Annotated in this window: 19 protein-coding genes and 3 tRNA genes; 11 read left to right on the top strand and 11 right to left on the bottom strand. The window is 57.7% G+C overall.

Annotation, left to right across the window (positions count from 1 at the left end; all coding sequences use genetic code 11):
• The first annotated feature begins 12 nt into the window (after window positions 1-12).
• The 5 genes from SCM96_05745 to SCM96_05725 all read left to right on the top strand — a co-directional run bounded on the left by SCM96_05745 (window position 13) and on the right by SCM96_05725 (window position 3,461).
• Window positions 13-483, top strand: a complete 471-nt coding sequence (locus tag SCM96_05745; GenBank protein ID MDW7760124.1) for a hypothetical protein — start codon at window positions 13-15, stop codon at window positions 481-483.
• A 12-nt stretch (window positions 484-495) separates the two neighbouring features.
• Complete coding sequence (locus SCM96_05740; GenBank protein ID MDW7760123.1) at window positions 496-1,350, top strand: nitrilase-related carbon-nitrogen hydrolase; 855 nt, start codon at window positions 496-498, stop codon at window positions 1,348-1,350.
• Window positions 1,340-2,152, top strand: coding sequence for an NAD+ synthase (locus SCM96_05735; GenBank protein MDW7760122.1), 813 nt, complete (start codon window positions 1,340-1,342; stop codon window positions 2,150-2,152). Before SCM96_05740 ends, SCM96_05735 begins: the two co-directional genes overlap by 11 nt.
• A 3-nt stretch (window positions 2,153-2,155) precedes the next feature.
• Entirely contained in the window at window positions 2,156-2,872 is a 717-nt protein-coding gene (gene rsmI, locus SCM96_05730; protein MDW7760121.1) for a 16S rRNA (cytidine(1402)-2'-O)-methyltransferase, read from the top strand.
• Window positions 2,873-2,996: 124 nt separating this feature from the next.
• Window positions 2,997-3,461: an Hsp20/alpha crystallin family protein gene (locus tag SCM96_05725; protein MDW7760120.1), complete on the top strand. Its 465-nt coding sequence runs from the start codon at window positions 2,997-2,999 to the stop codon at window positions 3,459-3,461.
• 249 nt (window positions 3,462-3,710) lie between these two features.
• Here the strand turns inward: SCM96_05725 and SCM96_05720 are convergent, their stop codons facing one another.
• From SCM96_05720 to rplU, 8 genes are all read right to left on the bottom strand, one after another.
• Window positions 3,711-4,457 (bottom strand): ComF family protein, encoded by a 747-nt coding sequence (locus SCM96_05720; GenBank protein MDW7760119.1) that lies wholly within the window; start codon window positions 4,455-4,457, stop codon window positions 3,711-3,713.
• Window positions 4,454-4,849, bottom strand: a complete 396-nt coding sequence (locus SCM96_05715; GenBank protein ID MDW7760118.1) for a TraR/DksA family transcriptional regulator — start codon at window positions 4,847-4,849, stop codon at window positions 4,454-4,456. Before SCM96_05715 ends, SCM96_05720 begins: the two co-directional genes overlap by 4 nt.
• Window positions 4,839-5,306: a 23S rRNA (pseudouridine(1915)-N(3))-methyltransferase RlmH gene (locus SCM96_05710; GenBank protein ID MDW7760117.1), complete on the bottom strand. Its 468-nt coding sequence runs from the start codon at window positions 5,304-5,306 to the stop codon at window positions 4,839-4,841. Before SCM96_05710 ends, SCM96_05715 begins: the two co-directional genes overlap by 11 nt.
• A 74-nt stretch (window positions 5,307-5,380) precedes the next feature.
• A complete protein-coding gene (rsfS, locus tag SCM96_05705; GenBank protein ID MDW7760116.1) occupies window positions 5,381-5,758 on the bottom strand; it encodes a ribosome silencing factor in 378 nt (125 codons plus the stop codon).
• The gene (gene nadD, locus SCM96_05700; GenBank protein ID MDW7760115.1) at window positions 5,755-6,435 is read right to left on the bottom strand and encodes a nicotinate-nucleotide adenylyltransferase; all 681 of its coding nucleotides are present in this window, start codon (window positions 6,433-6,435) and stop codon (window positions 5,755-5,757) included. Before nadD ends, rsfS begins: the two co-directional genes overlap by 4 nt.
• Before the next feature lie 4 nt (window positions 6,436-6,439).
• Window positions 6,440-7,438, bottom strand: coding sequence for a GTPase ObgE (obgE, locus tag SCM96_05695; protein MDW7760114.1), 999 nt, complete (start codon window positions 7,436-7,438; stop codon window positions 6,440-6,442).
• A 77-nt stretch (window positions 7,439-7,515) separates the two neighbouring features.
• A complete protein-coding gene (rpmA, locus tag SCM96_05690) occupies window positions 7,516-7,770 on the bottom strand; it encodes a 50S ribosomal protein L27 (GenBank protein ID MDW7760113.1) in 255 nt (84 codons plus the stop codon).
• A 3-nt stretch (window positions 7,771-7,773) separates the two neighbouring features.
• Window positions 7,774-8,355, bottom strand: coding sequence for a 50S ribosomal protein L21 (gene rplU / locus SCM96_05685; protein ID MDW7760112.1), 582 nt, complete (start codon window positions 8,353-8,355; stop codon window positions 7,774-7,776).
• A gap of 858 nt (window positions 8,356-9,213) precedes the next feature.
• Here rplU and SCM96_05680 point away from each other — a divergent pair.
• From SCM96_05680 to SCM96_05665, 4 genes are all read left to right on the top strand, one after another.
• Window positions 9,214-9,288 (top strand) — tRNA-Val (locus SCM96_05680).
• A gap of 95 nt (window positions 9,289-9,383) precedes the next feature.
• On the top strand, window positions 9,384-10,685 hold the full coding sequence (locus SCM96_05675; protein MDW7760111.1) for a diguanylate cyclase: 1,302 nt from the start codon (window positions 9,384-9,386) through the stop codon (window positions 10,683-10,685).
• A 13-nt stretch (window positions 10,686-10,698) separates the two neighbouring features.
• Complete coding sequence (locus SCM96_05670; protein ID MDW7760110.1) at window positions 10,699-12,057, top strand: response regulator; 1,359 nt, start codon at window positions 10,699-10,701, stop codon at window positions 12,055-12,057.
• Window positions 12,054-12,320, top strand: a complete 267-nt coding sequence (locus tag SCM96_05665) for a hypothetical protein (GenBank protein ID MDW7760109.1) — start codon at window positions 12,054-12,056, stop codon at window positions 12,318-12,320. The genes SCM96_05670 and SCM96_05665 overlap by 4 nt, the downstream gene beginning before the upstream one ends.
• Window positions 12,321-12,325: 5 nt before the next feature.
• Here the strand turns inward: SCM96_05665 and SCM96_05660 are convergent.
• The 3 genes from SCM96_05660 to SCM96_05650 all read right to left on the bottom strand — a co-directional run bounded on the left by SCM96_05660 (window position 12,326) and on the right by SCM96_05650 (window position 13,229).
• Window positions 12,326-12,400: transfer RNA gene (locus SCM96_05660), tRNA-Glu, on the bottom strand.
• 8 nt (window positions 12,401-12,408) lie between these two features.
• Window positions 12,409-12,480 (bottom strand) — tRNA-Lys (locus SCM96_05655).
• Window positions 12,481-12,539: 59 nt separating this feature from the next.
• Window positions 12,540-13,229, bottom strand: coding sequence for a hypothetical protein (locus tag SCM96_05650; GenBank protein MDW7760108.1), 690 nt, complete (start codon window positions 13,227-13,229; stop codon window positions 12,540-12,542).
• A 162-nt stretch (window positions 13,230-13,391) separates the two neighbouring features.
• Here SCM96_05650 and SCM96_05645 point away from each other — a divergent pair, with 162 nt between their 5' ends.
• Window positions 13,392-15,197, top strand: coding sequence for an NAD(P)H-dependent oxidoreductase subunit E (locus SCM96_05645; GenBank protein MDW7760107.1), 1,806 nt, complete (start codon window positions 13,392-13,394; stop codon window positions 15,195-15,197).
• Window positions 15,190-15,888, top strand: coding sequence for a 2Fe-2S iron-sulfur cluster-binding protein (locus SCM96_05640; GenBank protein ID MDW7760106.1), 699 nt, complete (start codon window positions 15,190-15,192; stop codon window positions 15,886-15,888). The genes SCM96_05645 and SCM96_05640 overlap by 8 nt, the downstream gene beginning before the upstream one ends.
• Window positions 15,889-15,894: the final 6 nt, after the last annotated feature.

The following is a 15,894-nucleotide window of genomic DNA, read 5'->3' as shown; positions in this document are numbered from 1 at the left end:
AATGTCCTGAGGATGAAACACAAAATCCGCATCATAGAAAGGAAAGGTATTCATCACCACTTCTTTCATCTGAGCGACCAACGCTTCATCGAGATCCCTGGGTGTAATCACCCCGCTGCCGACAAGAACCTCGCCGAGCGCCCGGTTGGGCGAAAGATCCCGGTCGAGCGTCTCCTGTTTTTCCCGAGTGATCATGCCCAGCCGGAACAGGATGTTTCCCAGTCTCTCCTCCGCCAGATTGGTTTTCACATGAACCAGGCGGCCCTTTTGAAAAAAGAACTTCTTGGAGATCTCGCCCGATTTGAAAATCAGAAGCCCGGTTTTCCCGTTGAAATAAATATTCCTGAGCCAAATGGAGATATGATTCATATCAACCCTGTCCGGATTTCATTCGATCTGCCTTTTTATATCCCAAGCCGACGCTTTTTTCAAGGACCGGAATTGTTCTTTTCGGCGGGTTTGAAAATGGCCGGCCGCCTGTGATAACTTGAGATCATGAAAATCGCTCTTTCTCAATTCGCTCCGGCTCTTGGAAATATCCCGAAAAATCTCGAGACCCATCTGGAACACATTGAAACGGCCGCCGAAGAGGGCGCCGATTTGATTGTTTTTCCGGAATTGAGCCTGACCGGATATCATCTTCGGGATCTCGCCGCTGAGGTGGCGTTGAATCCCGACCGCAGCCCGGTTTTCCGCAAACTGCGAAACGAAAGCCGTCGAATCGCCGTCATCTTCGGCTTCGTCGAAGAAACCCCGCGGGCCCGGGGTCTGGTTTACAATGCGGCCGCCTGCCTGGCCGGAGGAAAGCTTCTTCATATTCACCGCAAGGTTTTTCTCCCGACCGGCGGGATGTTCGAGGAAGCCCGGTTTTTCGCCGCCGGACGCTCGTTTTCCGCTTTATCGGCGCCTTTCGGCCGGACGGGACTTATGATCTGCCGGGATTTTCTGAGTGCCGGTTCCGGCTATTCCCTGTTTGCGGACGGAGCCGAAATCATGATCGCCATATCCGCCGCACCGGGCCGGGGGTCATCCGGAAAGGGCGCCTTCACGACCAGCCGGATGTGGGAACTCATGGGCGAGGCCCAGGCGTTTTTTTCCACGGCCTTCGTCGTCTATTGCAATCGGACGGGCGTCGAGGACGGCATGACATTCGCCGGCGGTTCGTTCATTTACGGTCCCGACGGAAATCTCGAGGCCCGGGCCGCCTATCTCGACGACGACTTTCTCCTTCACGACATATCGCTTGACGCCGTCGCTTCGGCCCGCCGGTCCCGGAGTTTTAAAAGAGAAGACCGGCCCGATGCCGTGGCCCGGTCCCTCGAAAGGATTCTCCGCACGGATGAAGATTGATCCAGAATTCGTCGAAAAGGTCCTGACGCGTTTCATCAAGGACGAATGGAGGCGGGCCGGTTTCCGCAAAGCCGTCCTCGGCTTGAGTGGGGGTTTGGACTCTTCGGTCTGCGCCGGGCTGGCCTCCCGCGCCCTCGGTCCGCGCAACGTTTTGGGCTTGATCCTCCCCATGGGCCAAGCCTTTCCCGAAGAGGTCGCCGACGCCCGGGACGTTGCGGCAACCTTCGGAATCCGGACAAAAACGATCGACATCTCACCCCAGATCGAGGCCTATTTCGCCGCGCACCCGACGACAAACCGGGTTCTGAAGGGCAACAAGATGGCCCGGGAACGAATGTCCATTCTCTACGACCATTCGGCCCGGGAAAAGGCCCTTGTCCTGGGAACGAGCAATAAAACCGAACTCCTGATCGGCTACGGAACCCTGCACGGCGACATGGCCAGTGCCTTCAATCCCATCGGCGATCTCTACAAGACTCAGGTCCGAGCCCTGGCCCGCCGGCTCGGCGTTCCGGATCGCTGTCTGTCCAAACGCCCGACGGCCGGACTCTGGCCGGGCCAGACGGATGAGGATGAAATCGGATTGACCTACGAAACCATCGATCGCATACTTTACGAACTTGTCGATCGTCGCAAATCCCGAACGGAAGCCGCCGCATCCGGCCTCAACCCGGCGGACATCGACCGCATCGTCTCCATGATGAAAAAATCGGAGTTCAAGAGAAAACTTCCGCCCATCGCCAAAATCTCCTTCCGGACGATCGGCCACGATTTTCTCTACGCCCACGACCGGGAGGACTGAACCATGGCCCCGGACGATCGTCCGTCCCCGAAAAAAGGCCGCCTGTTCGTCGTCGCCACTCCCATCGGCAACCTCGAGGACATCACCTTGCGGGCGCTTCGCATCCTCAGGGATGTCGAAGCCGTCGCCTGTGAAGACACGCGCCGAACGGTTAAAATCTTCAACAGCCACGGAATCAAAAAAAGACTGATCAGCTACTACCAGCCACACGAAAGCCGGCGGATCCCCCAAATCCTGTCCCTCCTCGAATCCGGCCGCGACATCGCCCTTGTGACGGACGCGGGAACTCCGGCGATATCCGACCCCGGCTACCCCCTTTTGAGAGACGCCCTTGACCGGGGGATCGAAGTCATTCCCATCCCGGGTCCGTGCGCGCTGACCGCCGCGATTTCGGCTTCGGGACTGCCGGCTCACCGTTTTCTTTTCCTCGGCTTTCCGCCCCCAAAGGCGGCCGGTCAAAAAAAGCTTCTCGAATCCCTGGCCGGGGAAAAAGGAACCCTCGTTTTCTATCTTCCCGCAAGAAAAGCGGCGAATTTTCTCGAGGCCGTTCGAGACGTCCTCGGCGACAGGCCGGTCGTTATCGCCAGGGAATTGACCAAAATCCATGAGGAATTCATCAGAGGGTCCGCCGAAAGCCTGGCCGAAGAATCCCGGCTCGGTCAACTCAAAGGCGAAACCGTCGTGCTGATCGGCGGCGCCGGACGTTCAGCCCGGGAATAGGCAGCCTTTCTCTTACCAAAAAAACTCTTTGATTAAATACCTATAATATTATTTATATAATACTTGACATTTTTGCACTTAGATATTATATTATTATCACACTAAGATATAAGGAGGTTAAAAAATGGCTATCATCAGATGGGATCCTTTCAGGGATATGATGACCCTGAGGGAAAAAATGAACCGGCTTTTCGAGGATGCTGCGGCTTCCCGTGGGGATGAGAGGGACATGATCAGCGGATCCTGGTCTCCGTCCGTGGACATTTACGAGAAAGACAACGAGCTCATTCTCAGCGCCGAGATCCCCGGGGTGGATGAGAAGGATGTCGAGCTCAGCATCGAGGACAATGTTCTGACCTTGAAAGGCGAGCGCAAGTTCGAGCACGAGACAAAAGAGGAAAACTATCACCGGATCGAGCGCGCTTATGGGACGTTTGTCAGGTCGTTCACGCTGCCCCAGTATGTCGATCAGGAAAACATCAAGGCCGCTCATGAAAACGGACTCCTGAAGATCCACATGCCCAAGAAGCCCGAGTTGAAGCCCCGCAAGGTGAAGATTCTCAAGACCCAGCAGGCCGAAAAGAAGTAACGCGCCTCAGCCATTGAAAAAGCCCCGGCTTGACGGCCGGGGCTTTTTTTTCTCCTGCACCCGAAACTAGAGGGTGCGGGCGCGAGTCGAGGTTGCCGCAGCGATGAGTTGCGGACTGCGCAGGCGTAGTTGAGCTACGTCGAGCAGGCCGGGACGAAATCGATGTGGTGAGATCGGCTCGCCCGTAGGGGAAAAAGCGCCTTGAAGAAGAGAAAGAAAACTTGGCGCTTTTTCCGCCCGCGCCCGAAACTAGAGGGTGCGGGCGAGGGTGATGGCCCGCACTTCCTGTACCCCCGCCTCCAAAAGTGCTTCGCCGCAGGCCCGGAGGGTGGACCCCGTCGTGCAGACATCGTCGACAAGAACAACCGATTTTCCGGCGATCCGTGCCGGCTTTTTCACCCGGAAGGCTCCCCGGACATTCCCGGCCCTCGCCTTGGCCTCCAGGGAGGTCTGCGGCGGAGCATTTCGTGTTTTGACAAGACAGCCTTTGTCCACGGGAATTCCCGTCTTTCTGCCGAGCTCCCGGGCGATGATCAGGGACTGGTTGAATCCGCGTTCCCTTTCTCTTTTCGGGTGCAGGGGCACCGGAATCAGGACATCCGCATCGCACCACAGCTCGGCGTCATCCCGGAGGCTGTCGTAAAGGCATCCGGCCAATGCCGGGCCCAGCACCGCATAGTCTTTATACTTGAGAAGCAGAATGAGATCCTTGAGAATGCCGGTGTAAGCGCCGAACGAACGATGAATCCGGCAGGACGGCGGATCCGTCAGGCAGGAAAGGCAGATCGGCCGGGATTCCGCGGAATCGAGAAAACGCCCGCAGCTCCCGCACACGGCGCCCGGCCATGGACGAAGCCCGGCCAGGCATTCCGTGCAGACAACCTTTTCTTCGGGGCGTTCCAGAAAGCGGGAACATCTTTTACATACGGAAGGGAAGACAAGAAGGCCGGCGGCTCGCAGAACCGCGGCCGGGATCTTCAGGATCCGGGATCTCAAGTGTTTTGGGTTTCGTTTTCGACTTTTTCCTGACAATCGATGCAATAGGGGGTCCAGGGAAGGGCGTTCAGACGCTTGCTTCCGATGACATTTCCACAGAGTTGACAGTCGCCGAAATCGCCGCTCTCCAGCCTCTTGATGGCCGCGTCGATCAATTCCAGGTTTTCTCTGTCGGCATCCGAAAGGCTCAGCAGAAACTCTTTGGTATAGGAACTTTCGGCCTTGTCGACAAGGTCTTGCGCGGTGTTCGTTTCCATCTCTTTGCTTTCGTTATAGAATTGGCTGATTCTCTTGACGATGGAAGCTTTTTTTTCCTTGAGATCGCGCAGGATGCCGTCTTTTTCCTTCTTCGTCATCTTTTTGGCCGTCTTCAACTCTTTTTTACTTGGCATAGTTCTGTCCTTTCAAAACGGTCATGGCTCGATAGACCTGTTCCATCAAAAGAATTCTCGACAACTCGTGAGAAAACGTCATCTTGGAAAGCGACAATCGAAAATCCGATTTTTTCATGAAATTTTCGTCAAGACCCAGGAACCCTCCAACGACAAAGGCCAAGCGGCGTCCTCCGGCCGCTCCGGTTCGATCCAGGAACCCGGCGAATTCATCGGATGTCATTTCCCGACCCTCGTGAAAGAGGCAGATAATATAATCTCCCCCGACCTGTTTTTCAAGTCCCCCGGCTTCGAATTCCCGAATCCGGTCCGGCCGCTTTTCATCCATCCCCCGAGCCGCCCGCGTTTCCACAATCTCGCATTCGGCCCGGAGACGGATCTTCTTCAGGTACGCCGCTTCCAGGGATCGGAGATCGTTGGACTTGGTTTTTCCCGGCCAGACGAACCTGATTCTCATGGGCAAAGTTCATACAAGATACGGTGCCGGACCGCCGTTGTCAAGTCAAGACGGGAGATTGGCGAGTTGTCGACTCACGCGTGATAGGAAAGCCGGAGAGCATCCCCCCAAAGTTTTTCCAGGGCATAGTATTCCCTTGAAGCCGGGGTGAAGATATGGACGATGAAGAACCCGTAGTCCATCAGGAACCAATCGGCCTTGGCGCCTTTCTCAACTCCCAGCGGAAGGAGATTCTTTTTTTTGAGTTCAACACGGATCTGATCGCCCATGGCGACGTTCTGCCGGGCGGAATGTCCGGTCATGATGACAAAAAAGTCGGTAAATGACGAAAGCCCCCGGAGATCGAGAACGACAATGTCTTCGCCCTTCTTTTCCTGGCCGGCCTTCACGGCCGATCGGACCTCGATCGGCAGACTCCGTTTGGTCAATTTCCGGGTTGGTTTTTCTGTCATGCGTTTCCACTCTCCCTGTAGAGTCCCCGGCTTTGAATATAGGCGGCGACGGGGCCGGGAAGCCTGTCGCGAACATCGCCGCCCTTTCGGATGCATCGCCGGATTTCCGTGGCGGATATATCGAGGGCCCGGATGGGCGTTAAAAATATCCGAAACCCGGTCAAATCGGCGTCTTCCGGGCATTCTTCAGGGGCCAGGCGCCGGGTCCATTCCCTCCATTTCCCCTGAAGAACATTTTCGGCGGCCGACAAATCCGTGCCCGGCCGCGTCATCACAATGAAGCGACAGACCTCCATCACCCGGTCGTGCTCCCGCCAGGTCCTGATGTCGCGAAAGGCATCGGCGCCGAGAAGAAAGAAAAACTCCGTGTCCGGATAGATCCGCCGGAGCTTTTCGAGCGTCACAATGGAGTAGGAAGTCTCGCCGGCCGCAACTTCGATGTCGGATGCCACGAATCGTGGATCCGCGCCACAGGCCAGCCGGACCATTTCCATCCTGTCCGCGGCCGAGGCGATATCACGAAGCGACTTGTGAGGGGGAATGTTCGATGGAATGAAAAGAATGCGCTCCAGGGCAAACCGGCCCAGGATTTCCCGGGCGGCCTGGAGGTGGCCGGTGTGAACGGGATTGAACGTTCCTCCGAACAGCCCTGTTTTTTTTCCGGACGTTTTCGCCATCGACTCAGTCGTCCTCCAGCTCCCGGGCCATGGCCGAAACCAGCCTCCGGAGTCCCTGTTTCTTCAGGGCCGAGATGGGGAAAAACTGAAGCCCGGTCCGGACGGCCAGATTGCGGACCGCATCGAGATGCTTCGGGTCATCGGCCAGATCGATTTTGTTGGCCGCCAGAATCTGGCGTCTTCGGGCGAGTTCGGGATTGAAGGATTCGAGTTCACGCATCACGACATGAAAATCTTCAACGGGATCCCGGCCTGAAAGCGGCGACACATCCACAAGATGAACCAGAATTTTTGTCCGTTCCACATGCTTCAGGAAACGGGTGCCCAGGCCGTGCCCCATGTGAGCCCCCTCGACAAGACCGGGGATGTCCGCCACGACAAAGCTCCGGAATCTGCCGATATCGACCACGCCGAGATGGGGGATGAGAGTTGTGAAGGGATAATCCGCGACAACCGGTCGGGCGGCGGAAATGCGCGAAATCAGAGTGGATTTTCCGACGTTGGGAAAACCCACCAGGCCGACATCGGCGATCAGCTTGAGTTCGAGAATCAGGTCCTTTTCCTCTCCCGGTGCGCCGGGCTGCCATACACGGGGCGCCTGACGGGTGGATGTCGCGTAGGAGGCATTGCCCCGGCCGCCTTTTCCCCCCCGGGCGGCGCACCAGGAGGAGCCGGCCTCGAGAAAATCGAAAAGCACCGCGCCGTCGGATTTCTCTCTGACAACGGTTCCCACGGGAACCCTGAGGATGAGGTCCTCCCCCCTTTTTCCGGATCGGTTTCCGCCCTCTCCATGGGCGCCGTTTCGGGCCTTGTTGATGGGATGAAAACGGAAAAAAGCCAGGGTGTTGAGATTCGGATCCGATTCCAGAAAGACGCTGCCTCCGTCGCCGCCGCGCCCGCCGTCCGGCCCCCCCTTGGGCACGCGGTATTCCCGCCGAAAGCTCACACAACCATTCCCACCCTTGCCGGCGCGAAGATGAACGCTGACTTGGTCAACAAACAACGGTCGGCCTCACCCCCGGATGCGCCCTTTCGCTTGTCCCGAAGACGACCGACCGCCTGTCGGAATCTCCCGGCCTGTCAGGAAGGAAGGACGGATACAAACTTGCCTCGTCTCCCCCTGTCCTCGAATTGAACGACCCCGGATATGTAAGCGAACAACGTGTCGTCTTTTCCACGGCCGACATTCAGTCCGGCCTTGATGGGCGTCCCTCTCTGGCGGACGAGAATGCTCCCCGCCGAAACGGACTGGCCTCCAAAACGCTTGACGCCGAGTCTCTTGCCGATGCTGTCCCGGCCGTTTTTCGCGCTGCCGCCTGCTTTCTTCTGAGCCATCGGTTACTCCTGTGTCTTTTTGGCCGGCTTGGCCGTTGTCTTTGCCGCCGTTTTCACGGCCCGGGGCTTGGCGGCTTTTTTCGCCGCAGGTTTCTCGACCGCTTTCTTTTCGGAAGGGGATGTCTCCGTTTTTTTCGGAGCCGCCTTGGCCTTTTTGGCGGCCGGAGCCGGGCTTTTCCGGGTTTTCGCGGCCTTCACCGGCGCCGCTTTCTTTTCGACGACCTCGACCGCCGGAATGGATGCGGCGCGTTCTTCCTCGGCAAGGAGAGACACATCGGGGATGATTTTTTCCACCCGGATCTTGGTCAGATGCTGGCGATGCCCCCGTGTTTTTTTGTATCCTTTTCTTCTCTTTTTCTTGAAAACGATGACTTTTTTGTCCTTGTAGTTTTCGACAACCTCCGCACGGACTACGGCGCCGCTTAAAATCGGGGCTCCGACCTGGATGTCATCTCCGTTCTCAATCAAAAGAACCTGGTCGAAATCAACCAACCGGCCTTCTTCGGCCTCGATCTTTTCAACAGAGAGCATTTCGCCTTCCGTAACGCGATGCTGCTTTCCGCCCGTCTTGATGACAGCATACATGGTTTAATCCTTCATTCAGATAAGGTTCTGGGATCGTAAATTTAGCACAACGCCCCCCCACATGTCAATTCCCTCCCGAAGCTGTACGTGAAAAAAGCCGGGTTTTTCTTTTAACTCAATTCGGCTTTTTTCACCCTTCGGGCGTGCCGATCTCACCATTCCGACTGCGTCGCAGCCCCCTCGACGTAGCCTCACTACGCCTTCGGGAACTGCTTCCTTGTCGAAACGGCAACCTCGCCACGCGTACAGCTTCGGGGACGGTTCCGTGCGAAAAAAGCGCCTTGTTTATTTCTCTCTTTTTCTAAGGCGCTTTTTTCCCTCCGGGCAAGCCGATCTTGCCGCGTCGGCTTCGTCGCACCTTTAAGTTCCACCGCAAGGAGGCTTTCGCGGGGCGCAGGGGAGATCCCTGAGCAAGCCGTCGGAGGGTCGAGCGGGCACGGATCCGAGACCACAGGTCGAGGAGAGCGAGACCCGGGAACCGGGACTGTGCGCAGGCCAAGATGGCCGTTCCGGCAAGGATGCAGTTTGTGAGGGCGTAGTTGAACTACGTCGAACAGGCAGCGACGAAGCCGGAATGGCCAGATTGGCTTGCCCGAAGGGGGAAAACTCCAAATAAGAAGAAAGAAAAAAAATCTTGGAGTTTTCACGCACGGTTTCGGAGCCGGAGTGGAAGGATAGAGCCGGGGACCGGACACGTCTTGAGAAGGGATCTCCCCGAGCCCGCAAAGCGGAAGCCGACTCAGCGTTCTCGACACGCGCACAGTCCCGGGACCGAAGCTGTGCGTGAAAACGCGGAACTTGACAAGTTCAAGAGGAATTCTCTACCTTAGGACCGTTCGGCGGCGGAAGACGCCGGGCGGGCGGTTAGCTCAGCGGTAGAGTATCGGTCTTACAAACCGGGGGCCACTGGTTCGAACCCAGTACCGCCCACCAGAACGAACGGCGGGACCGTTTTTGACAATGCCATTCGATATTGATATGATGAGGCGCAAAGACGTGGAACCTTTGATTCTTCAGCAAGTTTGGGAATGAGCAAAGCCAGAATTCTTGTCGTCGAAGATGAAAGTCTCGTCGCCAAATCCATCTATAACATGCTGACGGGTCTGGGCTATGAGGTTCCGGCCATCGTGTCCTCTGCCCAGGAGGCCATCCGCAAAGCCAAAGACATCCATCCCGATCTCGTTCTCATGGACATCATGCTCAAAGGCACCATGGATGGGGTGGGCGCCGCAACCGAAATCCGGAATAAATACGGCATCCCCGTGGTCTACATGTCCGCCTTCGCCGACGAATCCACATTGAAGCGGGCCAAGATCACCCAGCCGTTCGGCTATGTTCTCAAGCCTTTTGAAGAAAGGGATCTTTACACGGCAGTCGAAATCGCCCTCTACAAGCACGCCATCGACAAGGAGCGCATGGAGAAGGAACGTTGGCTTTCGACCGTTTTGACGAACATCGCCGACGGAGTCATTTCCACGGACGCCGAAGGCCGCATCAATTTCATGAACACCATGGCCGAACAACTGACGGGACGGGATATCGTTTCCAACCTGGGGTGCGGTCTGGAAGAGGTTTTCATGATCTCTTCCGATAAATCCGCCCCGCCTCTGCGCGATGTTTTTGCCAAAATCCGCGACGGAACCCTGCGCGACCAGGACACCCGAAGTTTTTTTCTGTGGCGGGGGCACCAAAAGGTTCCCATCGAATTTCATACGACCTTGATTCGGGATGACCGGGGACATCTCGACGGATCGGTCATCGTTTTCCGGGATATCACCGACAGACTCATCAATGAAAAGCGTCTGGAATTTCTGGCCATCCACGACCCCCTCACGGATCTCCCCAACCGCACCCTTTTCGATGATCGGTTGAATCTGGCTTTGTCCAATGCCCGAAGGCGAAATCACATGCTCGCCGTGTTCATGCTGGATCTCGATTATTTCAAGAAAGTCAACGATTCTTACGGACATGCCGCCGGAGATGAACTTCTCAAGCACGTGGGCGGCCGCCTGTCCCGGGGCATCCGGGAAACCGATACCGTGGCCCGGCTGGGCGGTGATGAATTCATGGTTCTTCTCTCCGAAGTGACCCATCCCCGTTTCGCCCACACGGTAGCCGCCCGCCTCCTGAAGGCGGTTCAGAAAGCCTTCATCCTCGATTCCCGGGAAATCGCCGTCACCGTCAGCATCGGAATCGCCGTTTATCCCGCCGACGGCCTGGACGCGGAAACGCTCAAGAAAAAAGCCGATTTGGCCATGTACGAGGCCAAGGAAGCGGGCCGGAACACCATTCGTATCGCCAAAACGGAACCGCCCGTCCTTTCGACCTGATCGGAAGACAGACATGCCCATCAGGATTCTTGTCGTCGAAGACGAAAGCCTGGTCGCCCGGGATCTTGAGCATATGCTGATCAGCCTCGGCCACAGCGTCTCCGGCATCGTCACCACGGGCGAGGAAGCCCTCAAGACCGCCCGGGATAAACAGCCCGATCTCGTCCTCATGGACATCGTGCTCAAAGGGAAAATCGACGGCATTGCCGCGGCCGAGCGGATTTGGGAATCCTGGGGCATTCCTGTTGTTTACCTGACGGCCTATGCCGACGATACAATCTTTCAGCGCGCCAAGCTCAGCGAGCCATTCGGATACCTCTTGAAGCCCTTTGAGAGCCGGGAACTCCAGACGACCATCGAAATGGCGCTTTACAAATCCCGGATGGAAAACCGGCTGCGGGAGAGAGAGCAGTGGCTGTCCACCCTTTTGCGGAGCATCGGGGAAGGACTCATCGCCACGGACAAATCGGGGAACATCACGTTCATGAATACTCCGGCCGAAAAACTCACCGGTTGGAGCACCAAAGAAGCCTGGCAGGCCCCGCTCGAAAATGTCTTTTCCCCCGTCGAAGCCCGTCCGAACGCCGGGAACGCCCTTTTTCCGTCCGGCGCCGATCTTCTCGAGGACGAGCGGATCCTCACCACAAGAGACGGCCGGCGCACTCCCATTGAACGTACGGTCGACCCCATCATCGACAACTCGGGGGAAACCGTCGGTCAAGTCATCACGTTCAGGGATATCGGCCTGAGGAAAAAAACCGAGGCGGACATCAAGGACAACAGGAATAAATTCCGCCGGGCTCTGGAAGGCATTATCGAGGTGGTTTCGAGAACCGTGGAAACTCGGGATCCCTATACGGCCGGGCATCAGCGCCGGGTCAAACAGCTGGCGGTGGCCATGTCCCGCGACATGAATTTCTCCCCCGAGACGGTACAGGGCATCGGGCTGGCCGGAGAAATCCACGACATCGGGAAAATCTGCGTCCCTGTGGAAATCCTGACCAAGCCCGGCCAACTGACGGAGCTCGAATATGCCATTCTCAGAACCCACCCCCAAGTCGGTTACGACATTCTGAAAGACGTCGAATTTCCCTGGCCGCTGGCCCAAATCGTCCTTCAACACCATGAACGGATGGACGGTTCGGGGTATCCTTCGGGACTCGCCGGCGACGACATCCTGCCCGAGGCGCTGATCCTGATCGTGGCCGACACCGTCGAAGCCATGTCCTCTCATCGACCCAGCCGGCCGGCTCAGGGCATTGAGAAGGCTCTTTCGGAAATCGAGGAAAACCGGGGCAAACTTTACGACGCCGACGTCGTCGACTCCTGCCTCCGGATATTTCGAACCGGGACGTTTTCCTTCCAGGCATGAAAAAAGCGTTCGATATCCTGATGCCGGCGGCGGCGGTCCTTTTGTCCCTCGGAGGAATCGCGCTTTATCTGGCCCTTTTTCTGCCCGGCTTCAATATCTACGACCTGATTCTCGCCCCCGTCATCCTGGCCATCTACCAGATTCCGGCCGCCTGGGTCTTCTGGTTGTGGCGTCGCCGGCGACGAAAAACCGCGCCTCATTGCGAAGATCAAGCGGCAAAGCCGCTTCCAGACTCGGGAACCTGGGAAGAAGGCGGGGAATAAAAAAGCGCCCCCGACGGGATTCGAACCCGTGTTACCGCCTTGAAAGGGCGATGTCCTGGGCCTGACTAGACGACAGGGGCGCAAACCGTGAGCCGTGCTGGACTCGAACCAGCGACACCCGGCTTAAAAGGCCGGTGCTCTCCCTCTGAGCTAACGGCCCGGAGATGAAGCAATATTTATAGCGGAACCCCGCTCCGCCGTCAAGAGTTTTGTTTTCGATCAGTCGAGAGATTCGAAGCGGACGATGATCCAACGGCCCCGGTGATGGAGACCCATGGCCTCGTCCCTGAGGTCGTATTTCCTCAGGTTCAGCCGGTGCGTTCTCTCCACGCCGTCCTTGACGACCTTGACATCGACATCCTTCATATGGACGCTGCCCGTCAGGCTCCGGGCATTGGGAAGATCCCGGGCGCCCAGCGAGAAGCGGGTGATCTCCTCTTCTCTGGCGGCGGCGGCCCGGGCATCGTTGTATTCCCTCTGAAGCGCCCGGTGACGTTCGTAGATCTCGTCGTATTTCGCCTGAAGCTCTTCGACTTTCTTCCGGGCGGCATTGCGGGCGGCGGCAGTCCGGGCGGCGTCGAGGTCCTCCTTGGCGAAGTCGAGCTCGTCCTTGGCGTCGACGGTCGGACCGATGTTGGCCTCCATGGTCTTTCTCAGTTCCACCTCGATCCGATCCAGTTCCGGCAGAAACGCGGGCTCGATGGATTCTTCACTGGAGCGGACGATCTCCCAGCTGTCGGCTTCCAGCGCCATCGGCTCCAGCGCCATGGAAGCCATGGTCGTGTTGTCCTTGAGCGAAACGGCGTTGAAATAGCTTTTCAGAAGACTCTGTTCGGGTTTTGTTGTACATCCTTGAAGAACAAAGACGGCCAAAAAAGCGGCCACGATGATTAGACTCTTCTTTTTCATTGGACCTCCTCCACTCATGATCTAAGTTATTATTAAGGAAAATACCCGCGATTTGCAAGTCTTTTTCGTACCCCGGGGAATAATGCTTGACCCTAAAAGATTTTATGATAGACTAATCCCTTTCTTTGAAAACACAAATTTTCATCGTCAAGGGGTCGAGACATGGAAAACATCACGTCCGTCATCCTCAAGCACGGGAAGGCCAGGGATAAACTCCTGGATATCATCAGGGAGGTTCATTCCCCCAAAGGCCATATCCCCCCTGAAGCCGTCCGGGAAATCGCCCGACATCTCAATCTGTCCGAAATCGACGTGCAGGGCGTCGTGTCCTTCTATCACTTCTTTTCGTCCTCTCCGCGGGGCGCGTACGCCGTGTATCTCAACAATGCCATCACCTCGGTCATGGCCGGCCGGGCCGCCGTGGCCCAAGCCTTTGAAAAGGCCGCCGGCTGCCGTTTCGGAGAAACGACGCCCGACGGCCGGATCGGACTCTTCGACACGTCCTGCATCGGAATGAACGACCAGGAGCCCGCCGCCGTCATTAACGGAGTCATCTTCACCCGGCTGACGCCTGAAAAGGCCGCTGAGCTAGTCGAAGGCATGAAAGCCGGCCGTTCCGTGGAAGACATGGTCGAAGCCTTGGGCGACGGCGCCAATCAATCCGACCTTGTCCGGGCCATGGTTCAGAACAACATCCGCGTGAAGGGCCCGGTCCTCTTCGGTCCCTTTACGCCGGGCTCGGCCGTCCGCAAGGCCGCCGAAATGACGCCCGAACAGGTCATCGAAGAGATCAAGAAGGCCAATCTTCTCGGCCGGGGCGGTGCGGGATTCCCCACAGGCCTCAAGTGGGAGTTCTGCCGGAAGGAACAGGGCCCCCGCCGCTACGTCGTCTGCAACGCCGATGAAGGCGAACCGGGCACGTTCAAGGACCGGGTCATTCTGACCGAGCTTCCCCGGCTTCTGTTCGAAGGCATGGCCGTGGCCGGCTATGCCGCCGGCGCCATGGAGGGAATCCTTTACCTTCGCTCGGAGTATTCCTATCTCAAAGCCCATCTCGAAGCCGTTCTGGACGAACTTCGGAAAGACAACATTCTGGGCAAATCCATCGCCGGACGCAAGGGGTTCGATTTCGATATCGTCATCAAGACCGGCGCCGGCGCCTACATCTGCGGCGAGGAATCCGCCCTTCTCCAGTCGGCGGAGGGCAAGAGAGGAGAACCCCGTGACAGGCCGCCTTTCCCCGTCCAGGTCGGATACATGGGGTTACCGACCACTGTCAACAACGTCGAAACCCTCTGCGCCGCGGCCCAGATCATCGTTCAAGGCGGAGCCTGGTTCAAATCCATGGGTACGGTCACCTCGGCCGGAACCAAGCTCCTCAGCGTCTCCGGAGACTGCGAGAGGCCGGGAATCTACGAAATCACCTACGGGATGACGGTCCGCGAACTCCTGGATCTTGTCGGGGCGGCCGACACCCAGGCCGTTCAGGTCGGGGGACCATCGGGTTGCTGCATCTCCCGGACCGGATTCGACCGCAAGATCTGTTTCGCCGACCTGGCCACCGGGGGATCGATCATTGTCTTCGGTCCGAACCGGGACATTTTCGACATCGTCCGCAACTTCCTCGAATTCTTCGTCGAGGAGTCCTGCGGCTGGTGCGTCCCCTGCCGGGCCGGCAATGTCCTCCTTCTGAAGATGTTCGAAAAAATCGTCGCAGGGATGGGGACGGCCGAAGACCTCAAAAATATCGAGGAGTGGGGACGCCTGGTCAAGGCCCTCAGCCGCTGCGGCTTGGGCCAGACATCGCCCAATCCCATCCTGAGCACGCTGGAAAATTTCCGGCCTCTCTACGAGGCGAAGATCCGCAAGGACACGGGATTCGCCCCGGACTTCGATCTCACGGCCGCCGCACAGGAGGCCTGCGAGGCATCCGACAGAACGTTTTGCGAGGAGACCCACCATGGCTGAGATCCGGTTCACGATCGACGACAAACCCTGCACGGCCAAAGCCGGGCAGACCATCTGGGAAGCCGCCCGCGACAACGGCGTCTATATCCCCGTTCTCTGCCATTATGACGGGTTGAAACCCGTCGGCGCCTGCCGCATCTGCACGGTCCGGGTCAACGGGCGCCTCATGGCCGCCTGCACCCAGCCCATCGGCAAAGACATGATCATCGAAAACACCGCACCCGACCTCGAGGACATGCGCCGCGCCCTGATCGAGATGCTCTTTGTCGAGGGCAACCACATGTGCCCGACCTGCGAAAAGAGCGGCAACTGCGAACTCCAGGCCCTGGCCTACCGCTACGGGATCCTGGCGCCGCGTTTCCCCTACTTGTGGCCCCGGCGCGAAATCGAAGCCGCCGGCCCCCACCTTCTTCTGGATCACAACCGCTGCATCCAGTGCCTGCGCTGTGTCCGGGCCGTCAAGACCAAGGACGACAAGCTGATCTTCGCCCTGCTCCACCGGTCCGGAAAAGTCCGGATCGGCCTTGACCCCGAACTCGGCCCGCGGCTCACGGAAGAGACGGCCCAAAAGGCCATGGACATCTGTCCGGTCGGGGCCATCCTGAAAAAGGAAGTCGGGTTCGCGGTTCCCATCGGAAAACGCAAATTCGACGCGGCGCCCATCGGCAGCGAGACCGCGGAGAAAGCCTGAGGAGAA

This window comes from Acidobacteriota bacterium, from assembly GCA_033549365.1.
Classification (GTDB): Bacteria; Acidobacteriota; Aminicenantia; order Aminicenantales; family Saccharicenantaceae; genus JAWSUF01.
This window is presented reverse-complemented; position numbering and strand designations above follow the sequence as displayed.

What these genes read in the sequence shown, in the direction of transcription:
- rplU (MDW7760112.1), bottom strand. Translation starts at nt 8,355, where the DNA reads ATGTATGCTGTCATCAAGACGGGCGGAAAGCAGCATCGCGTTACGGAA.
- SCM96_05640 (MDW7760106.1), top strand. Translation starts at nt 15,190, where the DNA reads ATGGCTGAGATCCGGTTCACGATCGACGACAAACCCTGCACGGCCAAA.
- SCM96_05725 (MDW7760120.1), top strand. Translation starts at nt 2,997, where the DNA reads ATGGCTATCATCAGATGGGATCCTTTCAGGGATATGATGACCCTGAGG.
- rpmA (MDW7760113.1), bottom strand. Translation starts at nt 7,770, where the DNA reads ATGGCTCAGAAGAAAGCAGGCGGCAGCGCGAAAAACGGCCGGGACAGC.
- SCM96_05665 (MDW7760109.1), top strand. Translation starts at nt 12,054, where the DNA reads ATGAAAAAAGCGTTCGATATCCTGATGCCGGCGGCGGCGGTCCTTTTG.
- SCM96_05675 (MDW7760111.1), top strand. Translation starts at nt 9,384, where the DNA reads ATGAGCAAAGCCAGAATTCTTGTCGTCGAAGATGAAAGTCTCGTCGCC.
- SCM96_05645 (MDW7760107.1), top strand. Translation starts at nt 13,392, where the DNA reads ATGGAAAACATCACGTCCGTCATCCTCAAGCACGGGAAGGCCAGGGAT.
- SCM96_05735 (MDW7760122.1), top strand. Translation starts at nt 1,340, where the DNA reads ATGAAGATTGATCCAGAATTCGTCGAAAAGGTCCTGACGCGTTTCATC.
- SCM96_05745 (MDW7760124.1), top strand. Translation starts at nt 13, where the DNA reads ATGAAACACAAAATCCGCATCATAGAAAGGAAAGGTATTCATCACCAC.
- nadD (MDW7760115.1), bottom strand. Translation starts at nt 6,435, where the DNA reads ATGGCGAAAACGTCCGGAAAAAAAACAGGGCTGTTCGGAGGAACGTTC.
- SCM96_05670 (MDW7760110.1), top strand. Translation starts at nt 10,699, where the DNA reads ATGCCCATCAGGATTCTTGTCGTCGAAGACGAAAGCCTGGTCGCCCGG.
- rsfS (MDW7760116.1), bottom strand. Translation starts at nt 5,758, where the DNA reads ATGACAGAAAAACCAACCCGGAAATTGACCAAACGGAGTCTGCCGATC.
- SCM96_05650 (MDW7760108.1), bottom strand. Translation starts at nt 13,229, where the DNA reads ATGAAAAAGAAGAGTCTAATCATCGTGGCCGCTTTTTTGGCCGTCTTT.
- SCM96_05740 (MDW7760123.1), top strand. Translation starts at nt 496, where the DNA reads ATGAAAATCGCTCTTTCTCAATTCGCTCCGGCTCTTGGAAATATCCCG.
- rsmI (MDW7760121.1), top strand. Translation starts at nt 2,156, where the DNA reads ATGGCCCCGGACGATCGTCCGTCCCCGAAAAAAGGCCGCCTGTTCGTC.
- SCM96_05710 (MDW7760117.1), bottom strand. Translation starts at nt 5,306, where the DNA reads ATGAGAATCAGGTTCGTCTGGCCGGGAAAAACCAAGTCCAACGATCTC.
- SCM96_05715 (MDW7760118.1), bottom strand. Translation starts at nt 4,849, where the DNA reads ATGCCAAGTAAAAAAGAGTTGAAGACGGCCAAAAAGATGACGAAGAAG.